The sequence below is a fragment of the Bradyrhizobium sp. SZCCHNR1017 genome, assembly GCF_032381375.1.
Classification (GTDB): Bacteria; Pseudomonadota; Alphaproteobacteria; order Rhizobiales; family Xanthobacteraceae; genus Bradyrhizobium.
Genome location: NZ_JAUHIR010000007.1, coordinates 59,829 through 75,285, shown reverse-complemented (window position 1 = coordinate 75,285; position 15,457 = coordinate 59,829). Strand labels below are relative to the sequence as shown.

The 15,457-nt window shown below is 66.8% G+C and carries 15 protein-coding genes; 8 read left to right on the top strand and 7 right to left on the bottom strand.

All coding sequences use genetic code 11. The features are described from left to right. Positions 1–64: 64 nt before the first annotated feature. Genes QW863_RS18450 through QW863_RS18440 form a run of 3 tightly spaced genes read left to right on the top strand, consistent with a single transcriptional unit; the run spans position 65 to position 2,908 of the window. A complete protein-coding gene (locus QW863_RS18450; protein WP_315768132.1) occupies positions 65–1,828 on the top strand; it encodes a PAS domain-containing sensor histidine kinase in 1,764 nt (587 codons plus the stop codon). Next, entirely contained in the window at positions 1,821–2,507 is a 687-nt protein-coding gene (locus QW863_RS18445) for a peptidoglycan-binding domain-containing protein (protein WP_315716118.1), read from the top strand. Before QW863_RS18450 ends, QW863_RS18445 begins: the two co-directional genes overlap by 8 nt. Positions 2,508–2,557: 50 nt before the next feature. Continuing rightward, complete coding sequence (locus QW863_RS18440; protein ID WP_315716119.1) at positions 2,558–2,908, top strand: DUF1491 family protein; 351 nt, start codon at positions 2,558–2,560, stop codon at positions 2,906–2,908. A 32-nt stretch (positions 2,909–2,940) separates the two neighbouring features. On the opposite strand, the gene QW863_RS18435 is transcribed toward QW863_RS18440, so the two are convergent. After that, the gene (locus tag QW863_RS18435; RefSeq protein WP_315716120.1) at positions 2,941–3,894 is read right to left on the bottom strand and encodes a DUF2336 domain-containing protein; all 954 of its coding nucleotides are present in this window, start codon (positions 3,892–3,894) and stop codon (positions 2,941–2,943) included. Between the two features lie 398 nt (positions 3,895–4,292). On the opposite strand from QW863_RS18435, the gene QW863_RS18430 reads away from it, so the two are divergent. Beyond that, the gene (locus QW863_RS18430) at positions 4,293–4,481 is read left to right on the top strand and encodes a hypothetical protein (protein ID WP_315716121.1); all 189 of its coding nucleotides are present in this window, start codon (positions 4,293–4,295) and stop codon (positions 4,479–4,481) included. A gap of 19 nt (positions 4,482–4,500) precedes the next feature. Next, positions 4,501–5,262 carry a hypothetical protein gene (locus QW863_RS18425; protein WP_315768130.1) on the top strand — a complete coding sequence of 254 codons (762 nt, stop codon included), beginning with the start codon at positions 4,501–4,503 and terminating at the stop codon, positions 5,260–5,262. Here the strand turns inward: QW863_RS18425 and QW863_RS18420 are convergent. Then, complete coding sequence (locus QW863_RS18420; protein WP_315768128.1) at positions 5,259–6,158, bottom strand: LysR family transcriptional regulator; 900 nt, start codon at positions 6,156–6,158, stop codon at positions 5,259–5,261. The genes QW863_RS18425 and QW863_RS18420 overlap by 4 nt on opposite strands. Positions 6,159–6,255: 97 nt before the next feature. Between QW863_RS18420 and QW863_RS18415 the strand changes: the two genes are divergently transcribed. After that, the gene (locus QW863_RS18415) at positions 6,256–7,104 is read left to right on the top strand and encodes an MBL fold metallo-hydrolase (RefSeq protein ID WP_315768126.1); all 849 of its coding nucleotides are present in this window, start codon (positions 6,256–6,258) and stop codon (positions 7,102–7,104) included. Here QW863_RS18415 and QW863_RS18410 read toward each other — a convergent pair. The 5 genes from QW863_RS18410 to QW863_RS18390 form a co-directional block, all read right to left on the bottom strand. After that, positions 7,091–8,581, bottom strand: coding sequence for an acetyl-CoA hydrolase/transferase family protein (locus QW863_RS18410; protein ID WP_315768124.1), 1,491 nt, complete (start codon positions 8,579–8,581; stop codon positions 7,091–7,093). The genes QW863_RS18415 and QW863_RS18410 overlap by 14 nt on opposite strands. A 108-nt stretch (positions 8,582–8,689) precedes the next feature. Continuing rightward, positions 8,690–9,193 carry a CYTH domain-containing protein gene (locus QW863_RS18405; RefSeq protein WP_315768122.1) on the bottom strand — a complete coding sequence of 168 codons (504 nt, stop codon included), beginning with the start codon at positions 9,191–9,193 and terminating at the stop codon, positions 8,690–8,692. Positions 9,194–9,312: 119 nt separating this feature from the next. Next, positions 9,313–9,897 (bottom strand): DUF1254 domain-containing protein, encoded by a 585-nt coding sequence (locus QW863_RS18400; RefSeq protein ID WP_315716127.1) that lies wholly within the window; start codon positions 9,895–9,897, stop codon positions 9,313–9,315. Continuing rightward, positions 9,894–10,475, bottom strand: a complete 582-nt coding sequence (locus QW863_RS18395) for a DUF1214 domain-containing protein (RefSeq protein WP_315716128.1) — start codon at positions 10,473–10,475, stop codon at positions 9,894–9,896. The genes QW863_RS18400 and QW863_RS18395 overlap by 4 nt, the downstream gene beginning before the upstream one ends. A 14-nt stretch (positions 10,476–10,489) precedes the next feature. Next, entirely contained in the window at positions 10,490–12,769 is a 2,280-nt protein-coding gene (locus tag QW863_RS18390; protein WP_315716129.1) for a PBP1A family penicillin-binding protein, read from the bottom strand. A 342-nt stretch (positions 12,770–13,111) separates the two neighbouring features. On the opposite strand from QW863_RS18390, the gene QW863_RS18385 reads away from it, so the two are divergent. Further along, the gene (locus QW863_RS18385) at positions 13,112–13,624 is read left to right on the top strand and encodes a YcgN family cysteine cluster protein (protein ID WP_315716130.1); all 513 of its coding nucleotides are present in this window, start codon (positions 13,112–13,114) and stop codon (positions 13,622–13,624) included. Between the two features lie 168 nt (positions 13,625–13,792). Next, entirely contained in the window at positions 13,793–15,376 is a 1,584-nt protein-coding gene (locus QW863_RS18380; RefSeq protein ID WP_315716131.1) for an MDR family MFS transporter, read from the top strand. Positions 15,377–15,457 lie beyond the last annotated feature (81 nt).

The following is a 15,457-nucleotide window of genomic DNA, read 5'->3' as shown; positions in this document are numbered from 1 at the left end:
TGTGTTGAGTATCATCCGCGATTGTCTCGATGCGTTATTGCATCCATCGGCTCGAACTGATGCGATGACGCGCGCGCGCCATCGCGCCTTCATCGCGCCGCGCCTGCTGGGCAGCCTCGCCGCCTTCGCCGTGTTTCCTGCCTTTCTCGCGATGCGCGGTGCGCCGAGCGCGCTCGAGGTCGGCGCGCTGTCCTGGCTGATCGCGCCCATTCTGCTGTCCTGGTATCTGTCGCGCACCGGCCGCTACGAGAGCGCCTGCGCGCTGTCGTCGCTGGCACTGTCGGCGCTGATCATGGCGGTGTCGATCGAGACCGGCGGCATCGAATCCTTTGCCGCGGTGTGGCTGATCGTCGTCCCCCTGGAAGCCTCGTTCTCGGCCTCGCGCCGCGTCGTCGTGTTCTCCGCGGGGCTCGCACTGTGCTGCGCGCTGCTGCTGATCCTCATCGGTCATTTCGGCTGGCTGCCGAAGCCCGAGACCAACCCCGCCTTGCGCACCGGGCTGCTCGCGTTCGGCGTCGCCTCAGCCACGCTCTATGCGGCCGTGCTCGCGTTTGCCGCCGACACGCTCGCGCGCACCAGCGTGACGCTGCTGTCGATGGAGGAGGAGCGCTATCGCCTGCTCGCGCGCAATATGAGCGACGTGATCTCCCGTCACCGCCGCAACGGCGCGGTCATGTTCATCTCGCCGGCGGCCGAGACGCTGCTCGGCGCGCCGGTCGCGCAGCTGCACGGCCACGGCCTGTTCGAACGGGTCCATGTCGCCGACCGGCCGGCCTATCTCACGGCGCTGTCGGAAGCGGCGGGCGGCAGCGAAGCCTCGAGTGTCGAGTTCCGCCTGCGCCGCGATGCGCCGGGCGAGGGCCGCGCCTTTCATCATCCGGTCGATTTCATCTGGGTCGAAATGCGTTGCCGCCCGCTCGACCGCATCGGCGTGGCGCCGGGCGGGTCGGAGCAGGAGGTGGTCGCGGTCATGCGCGACGTCACCGATCGCAAGCTGCAGGAGCAGGCGCTCGAATTGGCGCGCAGCGCCGCCGAGCGCGCCGACGCCGCGAAGACGCGATTCCTCGCCACCATGAGCCACGAGCTGCGCACGCCCTTGAACGCCATCATCGGCTTCTCCGAGATGCTGATGCAGGAGCAGGTGCTGGTGCTGAACGCGGCGCGGCGCCGCGAATATGCGCAGCTCATCAATGATTCCGGCCAGCATCTGCTGTCGGTCGTGAACGGCATCCTCGACATGTCGAAGATGGAGTCCGGCAATTTCGAGCTGACGCCGGAGCCGTTTGCGCCGCGAGTGGCGCTTATCAATTGCTGCAACCTGCTGGCGCTGCGGGCGCGCGAGAACGGTGTCGATCTGTCGGCCGACGTGCCGCAGGACCTGCCGATGGTCACCGGTGATCCGCGCGCCTTCAAGCAGATCGTGCTCAACCTCGTCTCCAATGCCATCAAGTTCACCGAGCGCGGCGGCCATGTCACAGTCTCGGCGGGCGTCGACGGCGCGCGCCTGCTGCTGCGAATCACCGACACCGGCGTCGGCATCGCCGCCGATGATCTCAAGCGCATCGGCGATCCGTTCTTCCAGGCCGGCAAGACCTACCAGCGCCGTCACGAGGGAACCGGCCTCGGGCTCTCGATCGTCAAGAGCCTCGTGACCTTGCACGGCGGCGAAATGTCGATAGAAAGCAAGATCGACGAGGGGACCACGGTCACGATCGCGCTGCCGATCAACTTCGTGGCCGAGGCCGCTGCGGGCGCCACCGTCACGCCGCTGTCACCCTCGCGCTCCGCCCAGCCAGGGCAGGTCATGCAGGTGAAGAAGAGTGCCTAGACGAGCTGCAGAGGATGATCCGGCGCCGCCGCGCCGTCGCAAGCGCGCCGCTGCGGCCGTCGTCGACGTGGCGGAGGGGCGCGGCTGGCTGCTGCGGGCCATGCTGTACAGTCCGAAGGATCTGTTTGCGGGCCTGCTGGCCTGCGCGGCTGGCAGCGCCATCATCGTCAATGCCTTGTTCCTGCAATCGGGACCGCATCCGGCGCCGATGTTCGGGTCGATTGTGACCATTCCGCCCCATCTGACGAGCTCCAATCCGCTGCCGCGGCCCCGGCCGATGGACATCTCGCCGTTGGATCCGAAGGTGATCGAGACGCGGCCCGCCGAAACCAGGGCGGCGGAGCAGAGGGCGGTCGAGCAGCGCGCCACCGAGCCGCGTCCGGATCAGAAATATGCCGATCCTCTGGCCGATCTCGTCCGCTCGGTCAGCGGCGGTCAGGGCAACGTGCCGCGTCCGCAACCGACGCAGCAGGGCGGCAATGTCCGTCGTGTCGCCGCGGTCCAGCGTGCGCTGACCGAATACGGCTATGGCCAGTTGAAGCCGACGGGGATGGTCGGCTCCGACACCCTGGCCGCGATCCAGAAGTTCGAGCGCGAGCGCAAGCTGCCGGTAACGGGCCAGGTGTCGGACCGCCTGGTGCGCGAGCTTGCGATTGTCATCGGTCACCCGATCGAATAGAGCAGGGGCGGCTGCGACTTGCAGCGCGCTTGCACCTGCATCGAACCATCATGCGATTGAAGAGCAGCATCTGGGTGAGCGCCTATCTGCGGCGTTGCCAGTCGGCCGGCGCGTTCAGCGCGATCCGCCACCGTGGCGCGGAGGAAGCCGGCGCGGTCTTCGTCAAGGTCGCAATGATGGATGGCACGGCCCAGCTCTATGTCCCCGCCCCGCAGACCGTCTATGACGACAGCCAGCCGATCGACCGCTTCTTCGTACCGATATCGCCGCAACCGATCGCGGAAGCGCAGATCGAGGAGCGGCTCGTCAAGGAGCTGCGCTTCGATCCCGACGCCTGGATCATCGAGACCGAGGACAGGCAGGGCCGTCATTTTCTCGATCTCGTGCGCGAGCGTCCCTGATCATCGCTAAGAGTCGGGACAGCGATCGCGCGTCAGCGCTTGAAGCCATCGGTCCCCGTGCGCACGATCGGCCTCGTCGCGGTGCCGGCCCGCGCCGTGCTGCCACGGACGTGCTGACGTTCGTCGTCATAGAGCGCCGTGCGATGCTTGGCCCTGATCGCGGCCATCCCGGAGCCGCGCCAGGCCGCCAGCATGATCAGCGCCGCGCGCTCGCTGAGCCGCTCGTAGAAGCGTGACAGCCGAAACACGGTCTGGACGGACTGGCCCATCTCGGGCTTGAGGAACAGCAGTACGCGCTCGAACACCGGCGCCGGCATGCCGAGCGCCTTTGCGGCGCAGGCCAGCGGCTCGCCATGGGGATCGTTGACAACCTCGTGGGTCATGCGTGAGGGCAGGATCAGGCTCTCGCCGAGCTCGATCGTGAACGTCTCGACGTCGGCGTTGAACGCGGCCATCTCCAGCGCCTCGATCGCATGCACCGCGCGGTGCAACGGCGTCGGCGCGGCGGGCCTCAGCGGCGTGGTGGCGAGGTTCTGCAGGATGGCGATGCGTTCGTGCGAGGCGGCGCGCATGAACATCTCGCTGAGCTCGGCGGCATCCTTCGGCTGCATCGACAATCCGGAAGCCGCGTCGTCGCGCGGCGGGATCGGAGGCGACGAGCGAAGCGATGCGGGAATGGGGCCGGCGAGCGGCGGCGCCGGCTCGCTCTGCGCCGGGCGCAAGCCCAGCTTGTTCAGGATCTCGATCGGCGTCGCCGGATAGATCGCCAGCCGCGCACGCACCGCCGCACGGGTCGCATCGTCGACGTCGTCGACCAGACGGGAGGCCAATTCGACGAACTGCCGCTCCTCGTCGGCGGAATGCGCGCTCGCCTGGACATAGAGGTCGGTCAGCACGCGCAGCAGAGTGGGCTTGATGTCGACGCCCTCGCGGCGCGAGAGCGTGAGCAACCCGTCGAAGCCGGGGAACAGCGATGATCTTGTCATGTCGGGGTACGCAACTTCGGCAATCGTTGCGCCGATTAGAGCGGAGTTGTTTTAATACGGCGTTAAGGAAAACAATCGGTGAAGATGGGCCGAAATGACCCGGTGAGACAAAGGCGCAACGCTGGCTTGCCTTCTCTCCCGCCGGTGCACGCGATCCGTGTCGGGCGGCACGCGCATTAATATCCTCTTAACCACGTCCTGATCTTAATCGATCCGTTCGATGATCTCGCCTTGGCCGCGTCACGCGGCCAGCCTGATCTTCGCCGCGCCGAATGCCAACGTGCAGCTTCATGCGCCGGCATTCGTGATCGTCAGTTCTGCGTGCCCTCTTGCCTGCGAAGTTCGGGCGACGGGGAGTTTTCAGGGGGTAAGAACTTCGGGCACGAAAGAGAGTGGACATGGCGACCATCATTGAATTCCCGGCGGACGTTGCGCGTCGCGCGCGGCCTGCCGTGACCGGCGCGCCGCAGGAGGGCATGGGAACGATCCTGATTCTTCCCGTCGTTCGGATCGAGCGCGAGACCACGACCGACGATAGCGGGCCCCGCGAGGGCACAGCACCAAGCCGCCGTCGCCGTCGCCGCTGACAGGTCGGGGGAAACGGGAATGCCGGCCATCGTGAATCCGGTCCGGCGCGCGCCGCCGGTGTTCGCACTCGTTCTCGTCGGCGGACTGCTCGGCGCCTGCAGCGGCGGCGATTTCGGCCGCACCCGCGCCGACATGCGCAATGACGACATGCACAAATGGATCGGGGCGGAAGCCACCGCCAGCGTCGGCGTCAGGCCGTCGCAGTTCCAACTGACCGACAATGAGCGCCAGCTGCGCGATCTCGCTTATCCGCTGATCGAGCCACCGCATTCGCGCCCTGCCTGGAAGAGCGTGTTCGGCGACTATCAGCCGTCGGCCTCGCCGTGGCGCCAGAAGGTCGTGTTCGACCGCACAGCCTATGGGCGGGCCTTGATCGACGAGCCGCACCGCTCGCACGCCTCGCGCTACACCCAGCTGATCGACGACGTGCGCGACGACATCACCCGCTTCGAGCCGTTCTTCGCGTCGGCCATCCGCGTCATCGATCTCGATCGCAAGCGCGATGCCAGCATGAAATACATGACCGAGCTCTCGCCGCGCGAGCAAGCCGATGCGGTCGCGCGCATGCAGGAGAACTCGCTGATCGTGCAATGGGTGCAGATCAGCCTGGAGCAGCGCGTCTCGTCCTACCGCTGGGCCTTGGAGCGCCTGGTGCTGCAGGCGCCCGACGGCATGGCCGCCGAGGCCGATCGCCTGATCCACGAACTGGCGGCTCAGACCGCCAATCCGCCGGTCGCCGCGCGGCCCCTGATCGAACGGCCGCTGACGACGCGGGGCTAGCCCGGCGCGATCTTGCTCCGGCGCCGGCCTCGCTTGGCCGGTGCTCCCTTTTGCCGCCCTGCTGTCGCACGGAGCTTCTGCGGCGCTGCCGCGCGCAGCGTCGCGATCAAGATCTTCAGCGCCTCGGATGGAGCACGCGCGGCGGAGTAGGCGAGTCCGACCTGGCGCTTCAACGTCATCTCGATCTCGCGGACCGCAACGTCGCTTCGGCCGTGCACGACGCCTTCGGGAACGATCGCGACGCCGACGCCGGCAGCGACCAGCGCCAGGGCCCAATCCTCGGTTTCGGCGATGGCGGCGATCTCGCGCGGCCCGCCGCTGCGTCGCGCCAGCGCGCTGTGCTCGCAATGGCAGCGGTCGATCATGGCGACGTCGGCGAGGTCGGCCGCGCGCAGGCGCGGCTTCAGCGTGAGCGGATGCGCAAGCGGCAAAGCCGCGACATAGCGCTCGCTCCACAGCGGCAGGAAATGCTCGCCGTCGCCGACCAGGCTTTTTGAGACGATGCGTCCGTCGGCCCGCTCGGTCGGACCGACGATGTGAAGCCTGAGATCCTCGCGCGCCGTCAGCGGCTTGAGCAGCGCGGTCACGCGCCGGCCGTCGAGGGTGCGCATGAGCCCGAGCTTGAGCGCCTGCTTCGGTGCGCCGTGCCGGAACAGGTTGCGGGCGGCATCGGCTTCGCCGACGATCCGGCGCGCGATCGGCTGCAGGCGCTCGGCCGCCTCCAGCGGCACGACACCCTTGCGGTGGCGGAGGAACAGTTCGGTGCCGAGCTCGGCCTCGAGGTTGGCGATCGCCAGCGAAATCGATGGCTGCGAGACGAAGCAGCGCGCCGCTGCCCTGGTCAGGCTGCGTTCCTCGAACACGGCAGAGAAATAGCGGAGCTCGCGGATATCCATAGGAGTAGCCTATGACATGTATCACCCATCAATATTTTACTTATCTCAGTCCGGCACGCAAGGATGCGCCCGATGTCGGCAATGAAGGAGAAGATCGATGCGCGTCCACCACCTCAACACCGGCACGATGTGTCCACGCGGCGGTCGGCTGGTGAGCGGCAGCGGCGGCCTGTTCGCGCGCGCCCGCCTCGTCTGCCACTGCCTGCTGATCGAAAGCGATGACGGCCTGGTCCTGGTCGACACCGGCATCGGCATCGGTGACATCGCCGCGCCCGCACGATTGGGGGCACGCTGGGTGAGGCAGGCTGCGCCGCTTCTCGATGCGTCGGAGACGGCGCTGCAGCAGGTAAAGGCATTGGGCTTCTCGCCCGACGACGTCAGGCACATCCTGCTCACGCATCTCGACCGGGACCACGCCGGCGGCATCGGCGATTTCCCGAAGGCCAAGGTGCACGTTCATCGCAGGGAGCATGCGATGGCCGTCGAGGGGTCTCCGGCGCCGCCGCGCGGTCGCTATATCGCCGGCCAATGGCGGCATCGTCCCGACTGGCAGTTCTACGGCGACGACGGCGAGGACTGGTTCGGCTTTCGCGGTGTCCGCGCTGCCGTGGATCGCAGCGGCGACATCCTGATCATCCCTCTGCCGGGCCATACCCGCGGCCATTGCGGCGTCGCCGTGCGACGCGGCGACAAATGGCTGCTGCACGCCGGGGATGCCTATTTCTTCCACGGCCAGCTCGACGCCCGCCCACGCATGCCGCTGCTGCTCGGGCTGTTCCAGCGCAAGGGCGATCAGGATCGCACGATGCGGATCGCCAACCAGGAGCGGCTGCGGCGCTTGAAATGCGACCATGGCGACCAGGTCACGATCGTGAACAGCCACGATCCCGTCGCCTACGACACATGTCGCTGCGGTGATCGGGCCGCAGCGCTCATTCCGGCCTGAGCAGGCGGAACGCCTCCTCGAGCAGATGCGGCGTGTGCTTGCCGGTCGAATCGCGGCAGGCGCGTTCGAAATAATCCGCCAGCGCCGGCCGGAATTTTGGATGCGCCGCCTGATCGATGATGGTGCGGGCGCGCTGTTTGGGCGACAGGCCGCGCAGATCGGCGAGGCCGCGCTCGGTCACCAGAACCTGCACGTCGTGCTCGGTGTGGTCGACATGGGTGACCATCGGCACGATGCAGGAGATCGTCCCATTCTTCGCCGTCGAGGGCGTCATGAAGATCGACAGATAGGCGTTGCGGGCGAAGTCCCCGGAGCCGCCGATGCCGTTCATGATGCTGCTGCCGCGCACGTGGGTCGAGTTGACGTTGCCGTAGATGTCGGCCTCGATCATGCCGTTCATGGCGATGACGCCGAGCCGGCGGATCACCTCGGGGTGGTTGGAGATCTCCTGCGGCCGCAGCACGATACGGTCGCGCAGGAACTCGATCTCGCGGTTGAATTCGATCGCCGCTTCCGAGCTCAGCGACAATGCCGTCGCGGAGGCGAGATCCATCCGCCCCGAGCGGATCAGGTTCAGCATGCCGTCCTGCAGCACCTCGGTGTAGGCGGTGAGATGCGGGAACGGCCCGTCGTCGAGCCCGGCCATCACGGCGTTCGCGACGTTGCCGACGCCCGATTGCAGCGGCAGCAGATTGCGCGGCAGGCGGCCCTGCTTCACCTCGTGCGCGAAGAACTCCAGGATGTGCCCGGCGATCGCGCCGGAGACGTCGTCGGGGGCGGCGAAGCTCGTGTTGCGGTCGGGCGCGTGGGTCTCGACGACCGCGATGACCTTGTCCGGATTGCAGCGATAGGTGGTCTCGCCGATGCGGTCGCCGGGCGCCAGGATCGGGATCGGCTTGCGATGCGGTGGCAGGCGGGTGCCGTAATAGACGTCGTGCATGCCGAGCAGCGCCGGGTTCATCCACGAATTGACTTCGATGATGACGCGGTCCGCCAGATCGAGCCAGGTCTTGTTGTTGCCGATCGAGGTCGAGGGGATCAGCCGCCCGTCTGGCAGGATGCCGGCGCATTCGATCACGGCGACGTCGAGATGGCCGAGAAAACCGAACCACACGAACTGTGCGACATGGCTGAGATGCAGATCGATATAGTCGATGCTGCCGGCGTTGATACGCTGTCGTGTCGCCGGATCGGACTGATAGGGCAGGCGGAGGTCGATGCCATCAGCCCGGGCGAGCGCGCCGTCGAGCTCGGGCGCGGTGCTCGCCCCGGTCCACACGCCGACGCGGAACGGCTCGCCGCGCGCATGCGCGGCTTCGATCCGGCGCGCCAGCGCGAGCGGCACCGCCTTCGGGTAGCCCGACCCGGTGAAGCCGCTCATGCCGACATGGTTGCCGGGCTCGACCAGCGCGGCCGCCGCGTCGGCCGACATGATCTTGGCGCGCAGCGCCTGTGACATCACCTGCGATGAACTCATCGTGCAAACTCCATGCGCGATCGTTCAGACCGCCAAGTCCGCGCTGTTTAAGGTGTGCCCTCGACGGGTGATTTGACAGGGGTCAAGCCGCAACGGCCCGTGCGTGCATCACAGCCCTGCAAGGCGCGCGCGCCGCAGCTCCCGGACTTTCGCCGCCCGCGAGCGCTCCGTCAGCATGTTGGCCTTGCTGTAGCGCGGATCGCCGGTGACCTCGTCGCCGACCCAGTCGGGAAGGGTCACGACGGTCGTCTCGGTCGGCAGCTCGATCTCGGCGATGACGACGCCTTCGAGCGCGTCGTGGTAGACGTCGACTTCCCAGACGCCGCTTTCGGCCGGCACATAGTGACGCGTCTTCTCGAGGATGCGTCCGTCGCAATGCGCGAACAGCATCGCGGCGTGGTCCGCGGGAATATCGTACTCGAATTCATCTCGGGTCAGGCCGCGGCGGCCGCTCTTCACGCACAGCGTCGTCCGGTTGCCATAGCAGCGAACGCGGACCTTGAGGCCGTCCTGGCGTGCGACGAGGCCGTCGCGAAGGCGTTCACTGTGCGTCGCCTGATCCCGCCAAGCATCGGACTTGACGAGAAACTTCCGTTCGATTTCGAGAGGCATGACCTGATGTTGAGCGAAGCGCCGCCGTCCTGATCCATCATAGCAGCGGCGCGCGACAACGACTATGCCACCAAGGATGAAGAGAGTGTTGTCGAATTCATCCAGGACGTCGTATTGACTTATCGTTTGCCGCGCGGCTTCTCGGCCTTGGCCGGTGCCTCGGTCTGTACGCCGCAGCTTGCCGCTGCAAGGGAGGCCTGCGCCTGCGGCATGAGACCGGGCTCGGCGGCCAGGGCCTTCAGCACGATCAACCCGGTCGTCGTCGGCGAATCGATGATCAGCCGGTCGGCGGCCGTGATCTCCTCGTCCTCGGGCAGGTCTTCGTGCTGCGCCTCGGTCATCAGGTTGAGCTCGATCACGCGCTTGCCGGCGGAGCGGTCGTTGATGGCGTAGTAGGCGATCTCGTTGCGCGTGTAGAACGACACCGACGTATAGGCCTGGCTCACCGGAACCGTGAGCTTGAGCGGTCCGTCGGACAGATCGTAGCGGCAGATCGCCATGGCGAACGCCGGATCCATGAACGGCATCGGTGAATTGCCGGGATCGGCCAATGGCAACTGCGTCACGGCGTTCAGCTTGGTCATCGGCGTCAGCCGGGAGTAGGCGTCCTGGGTCGAGATCCGCGGCAGCGCCAGCACGCTGACGAGATGGACCACGCCGCCGAGCAGCACGCCGACCACGACCGTGAACAGCAGCCGGATCATGATGGGCAACCTACTGTCGTGATCGACGGCATCGGTGCGTCGCGCTGCGTGCGGGTCGCGACGCCGACCGGCGTGTCGTAGAGCCGCAGCATCAGCGCGTAGCGCTCGATGCCGCCGGTCGGCAGCCAGTTGCCGGAGCGCGAGCGCGCGGCGACACGAATCTCGAAGGAGCCATCGGCACCTCGTACCAGCTCCTGGCTGGTGAAGCCGTAGCGCTGCAGCGTGTTGGCGACGAGGTGGCCCTTGCGGTCGTAGAGCGTGAGCGTCCAGAACCGGGCGGGTGGCGTGACGCCGCTGACCAGGATGTCGCAGCGCCCGTCGAGCGGCTTCCTCTTGTCGTCCGTGGTGGCGGTGAAGGCCACGCCGTCGCCGGTGCCGATCGGCAATTCGCCATTGCGGGTGATGGTCGCGCGCGCATAGGGGTCGACATCGGCCGTGCCGGTTTTCGGACGCGCCGTCCAGGCGCCGATCGTCAGCGTACCGAACTCGGTGCCGCGGGTCGTCGTCATCCACGTCGCGCCGATGCCGACGCCGGTGGCGATCAGGAGCGTAACCAAGGTGATGAAGAGCAGCCGCACGGGGATCGCTGACGTCAGTTCTTGCGCAGGGCAGGGGTGGTGACGCCGTCGGCCGTTGCCGCGGCGTAATTCTCAGGGAAGGCCAGCGCGCTCGACGAGACCGGCTTGCCGGGCTTGCGCGGATCGGCAGGCGCGGCCTTCTCGGCGAGGCGCGCCGCATCGTCAAGCATCTTCTCGACCTGAACCAGCACCTCGGCGCCGCGGCGGGTCAGGATCGGCGGCGGACCGGGCTTGATCTCCAGCGTCTTCGGCTGGCCGGCCTGTGCCATCGCGGCGGACGCCGACTGCGGCAGCTTTTCGCCCATGCCGACGCCGGGCAGCTCCTTGACCTCGACGCCCTGATGCGCGGCGACCATGATGTCATGCCACGTCTGCGCCGGCAGCGAGCCGCCGGTCATACGGTTGGTCGGCGAATAGTCGTCATTGCCGTACCAGACCGCGCAGGTGAAGTTGCCGGTGTAGCCGACGAACCAGGCGTCCCGATAGGCGTTGGTGGTGCCGGTCTTGCCGGCGGTCGGAATGCCGTCGAGTGCGGCGCGGCGTGCGGTGCCTTCGCTGACCACGTGGCTCATCATGCCCGCCATGTCGGCAGCAACCGAGGCCGGGATTGCCTGCTTCGGCTTCGGCCCGTCACGGTCCCAGCGCCAGACCAGGTCGCCGGCGCCGGTGCGGACCTCCAGCACGGAATGCGGCGTCACCGCCTTGCCCTTGTTCGGGAAGGTCGCATAGGCGACCGCATGCTCCAGCACCGTGACCTCGTCGGAGCCGATCGGCATCGACGGCGTGTCGGGCAGCGGCGCCTTGAGCCCGAAGCGCCGCGCGACCTCGATGATCTTGGCGCGGCCGGCCTTCGGACCCTCCTTGCCGCCGAGCGCGATCGACAGCTTGACCGGGACGACGTTGATCGAGCGGGTGATCGCCTGCGTCAGCGTCACCGAGCCGGAATAGGAATGGCCATAATTCTGCGGGCACCAGTTGCCGATGCAGACCGGGCCGTCGACCACGATCGAGGTCGGCTTGAAGCCGTTCAGCAGCGCGGTGGTGTAGACGTAAGGCTTGAACGACGATCCCGGCTGCCGGTAGGCGTCGACTGCGCGGTTGAACTGGCTGGCACCATAGTCGCGGCCGCCGACCATGGCGCGGATGCCGCCGTCGAGGTCGGAGACGACGGTTGCCGCCTGGGTCGCGTGATAGTCGCGGCCGAACTGGCGCAACTGGTTCTCGATCGCCTCGTCGGCCGCATGCTGCACCGTCATGTCGATCGAGGTCCGCACCACGAAGACGCGCTCGGTGTAGGACTTCGGGAACGTGTCGACCAGCTTGCGCATCTCGTCGAAGGCGTAGTCGAGGAAGTAGTTCGGCGAGCTTTCGTCGCGGCGGTCGACCGCGAAGGCCGGGTTGCGGCGGGCGCCGAACACCTGGCCTTCGGTCATGAACCCGGCATCGACCAGATTGTCGAGCACGACGTTGGCGCGGGCGCGGGCGGCCGGCAGGTTGATGTGGGGGGCGAACTTGGTCGGCGCCTTGAACAGCCCGGCCAGCATCGCGGCTTCGGCGAGGTTGATGTCGCGCACCGACTTGTTGAAATAGAAGTGTGCCGCGCCGTCGACGCCGAAGGTGCCGCCGCCCATATAGGCGCGGTCGAGATAGAGCTTGAGGATCTCGTTCTTGGTCAGCCGGGTTTCCAGCCAGATCGCCAGGAACGCCTCATTGACCTTGCGCTCGATGGTGCGCTCGTTGGACAGGAACAGGTTCTTGGCGAGCTGCTGGCTGATCGAGGAGCCGCCCTGGCGGACGCCGCCGGCCTGGGCGTTGGTGACGAGGGCGCGCGCCGTGCCGGCAATGTCGATGCCGAAATGGTCGTAGAAGCGGCGGTCCTCGGTGGCGAGCGTCGCCTTGATCAGATTGTCCGGGAAGTCCTCCAGCGGAATCGAATCGTTGTGCTTGATGCCGCGGCTGCCGATCGGGTTGCCGTAGCGGTCGAGGAAGGTGACGGCGAGGTCGGACTTCTTCAGCCAGTCCTCATCGGCAGTTTCGCGGAAGGCGGGGATCGCGAGCGCCAGCATCAGCACCAAACCGCCGAGCCCGATCGTGGCCGCCTCCGAGAACGGCTCGACGAACACCCAGCGCTTCCAGCCGCCGACATAGAAGCGGTCCATGAACGCCGAATAGCGCTCATACAGCTCGCGGGTGCCGCGCAGGGAGGAGAACAGCGCCGAATCGAAGCGGGCGTCGAGATCCAGGCGGAAATTGTTGATCCGCTTCTTCCAATCGTCTGGAATGATCTGCCGCACGGGAACCCTGGTCGTTTCGAAAGCGTGTCAGCTGGCTTCGAAAGCACTCAGCAAGTGGGGCTGGGGGCCATCGAAGGGTCTTGCGCGATTGTTGCGGCAAACCCATGGCACTGCATAGTCAGCCGCCCGAACCCGAGCACCTGACCCCAAGCCGCGTTGCCGGCGCCGCCGCCGGAGTGACTCAATCATCTATCTAGCCGAGCGGGGGTCACAAACCAATGGTTCCGCTCACAATTTGATACACAAAGCTAACGTGCCGCCGTAATCGGCAAAGCCCCTTGCGCGGCTTGGGGCCGGGCAACTAGATGGCGACCACCTCACGCCCTCTTTGAGAATCGCCCGATGACCGCACCGCTCAAACGTCCCTCGGGCCAGGAGGGAATGTTCTGGAAAACCAAGATCTTGGAAGAGATGTCCGAGGTGGAATGGGAGAGCCTCTGCGATGGCTGCGGGCGCTGCTGCCTGGAGAAGCTGGAAGACGAGGATACCGGCGACATCTACTTCACCCACATTTCCTGCAAGCTCTTGGATGCCGGGCTATGTGCCTGCAAGGACTACCCGAATCGTTCCGAACAGGTGTCGGATTGCGTTCGCCTGACACCTGAGAACGTCCGCACGCTGACCTGGCTGCCACCGAGCTGCGGCTACCGCCTCGTGGCTGAGGGGCGCGATCTCTACTGGTGGCATCCCCTGATCTCGGGCGATCCTCAGACGGTCCATGAAGCCGGCGTCTCGGTGCGCGGCCGGGTCGAGGGCACCGAGGACGACGTTCCGGACGACCAGCTCGAGAACCACATCGTGCAGTGGCCGGTGCTGCTGCCGAAGCGGGCCAAGTTGAAGCGACGGCCGAAATAGCGCGATCACCTCGCACCCGCAGCAAGTCACGATGATGCGACCGTTCCCGTGCTGTCGGAATGCACCCATGCACCCGACCCGCTGCCGCACGGGAAAATTATGCCTTAAGTAGTTCGCCAGTCAGCGAATCCGCGCGGCGTCGTCGCGCCCGGGCACGGCATTCATCCCATGAACAAGTTTGATCGGCAGACGCATTACCCTGCCGCGTCCCAATCCCTGCCCGAAGAGATCGCCGCCGAGCTGCCGGCCATTCCGCCGCAGGTTCAGGCGATCGAGGATGCGCCGTCGCTTGCGCCGCCGGTGCCGCTGACCCAGGCCGAGGTGCGCACCATCCTGATGAGCCTGCTGCTGACGATGTTCCTGGCCGCGCTCGACCAGACCATCGTGGCGACCGCGCTGCCGACCATCGGCCGCGAGTTTCAGGACGTCACCAATCTCTCCTGGGTGATCACCGCCTACCTGCTGGCGTCGACCGCGGTGGCGCCGGTGTTCGGCACGCTCTGCGACATCTATGGCCGCCGCTCGATGATCATCACCGCGCTCAGCCTGTTCGTGGTCGGCTCGGTGGTCTGCGCGCTGGCGCCGAACATGCCGGTGCTGATCCTCGCCCGCGGCCTGCAGGGGCTGGGTGGCGGCGGCATCATGCCGGTGGTCCAGACCGTGATCTCCGACGTCGTCAGCCCGCGCGAGCGCGGCCAGTATCAGGCCTATTTCAGCGGGGTCTGGCTGCTCGCCGGCCTGCTCGGGCCGGTGATCGGCGGCTTCTTCGCCGACCATCTGCACTGGTCGATGATCTTCTGGATCAATGTCCCGCTCGCGATCGCGGCGCTCGCATTGCTGCTGCCCAAGATGGGCCGGCTGCCGGTCTATCACCGGCTGCGCAAGGTCGACTGGGCCGGCGGCCTGCTGCTGATGGCCTCGGCCGTCGTGTTCATGCTCGTGCTGACCTGGGGTGGCCACAAGCTGGCCTGGCTGTCGCCGACCCTGCTGGCGATGATCGGCAGCGCGGTGGCGCTCGGCTTGGCCTTCGTCTGGCACGCCAAGCGGGCCGATGAGCCGTTCCTGCCGCTGTCGCTGATGGGCGGAACGGTGGTGCCCTACGGCATGCTGGCGAGCGGCTGCGCACTCGGCGCCCTGATCGGGCTCACGGTCCATCTGCCGCTCTATTACGAGCTGGTCTATCATTTGACCCCGAGCCAGGCCGGTCTCGGCCTGATTCCGATCGCGGCGATCTCGACCCTCGGCGCCGCGGTTGCCGGCCGCACCATGGCCCGGGTCAAGCACTACAAGCGCGTCGCCATCGTGGGCACGATCATCGGCACCATTGCCGCCGCGGTCATGACGGTGACGACGCCGTCGCTGTGGGGGCTGATGGTGCTGCTGTCGATCTACGGCATCGGGCTCGGCACCGCGTTCCCGATCTCGGTGGTGTCGCTGCAGAACGCGGTGGACCGCTCCCAGATCGGCACCATCACCGGCGCGATGAACTTCTTCCGTTCGATGATGTCCTCGTTCACGGTTGCGGCCTTCAGCGCCATCCTGCTGATGGCGCTGGGCGCCGACATTTCGCTGGCCGAGGGCGCCCATGGCGCGGTCAGCGGCATCGCGGAAGCCGACATGATCCATGCCTTCCGCTTCGTCTATGCCGCGGCCACCGCGATGCTGGCCTGCGCCTCCGTTTGCATGATGCTGATGGAGGAACGGCCGCTGGCCGGCCCGTCACGCAGCGAGGCCGTCGAACTCGCCGAGTAGGAAAGCAGGGTGGGCACGGCGCCATCACCATCGCGCGTGACGAGAGGGCAAGTCAGCGCCTTTGCACACCCGACGATTCGC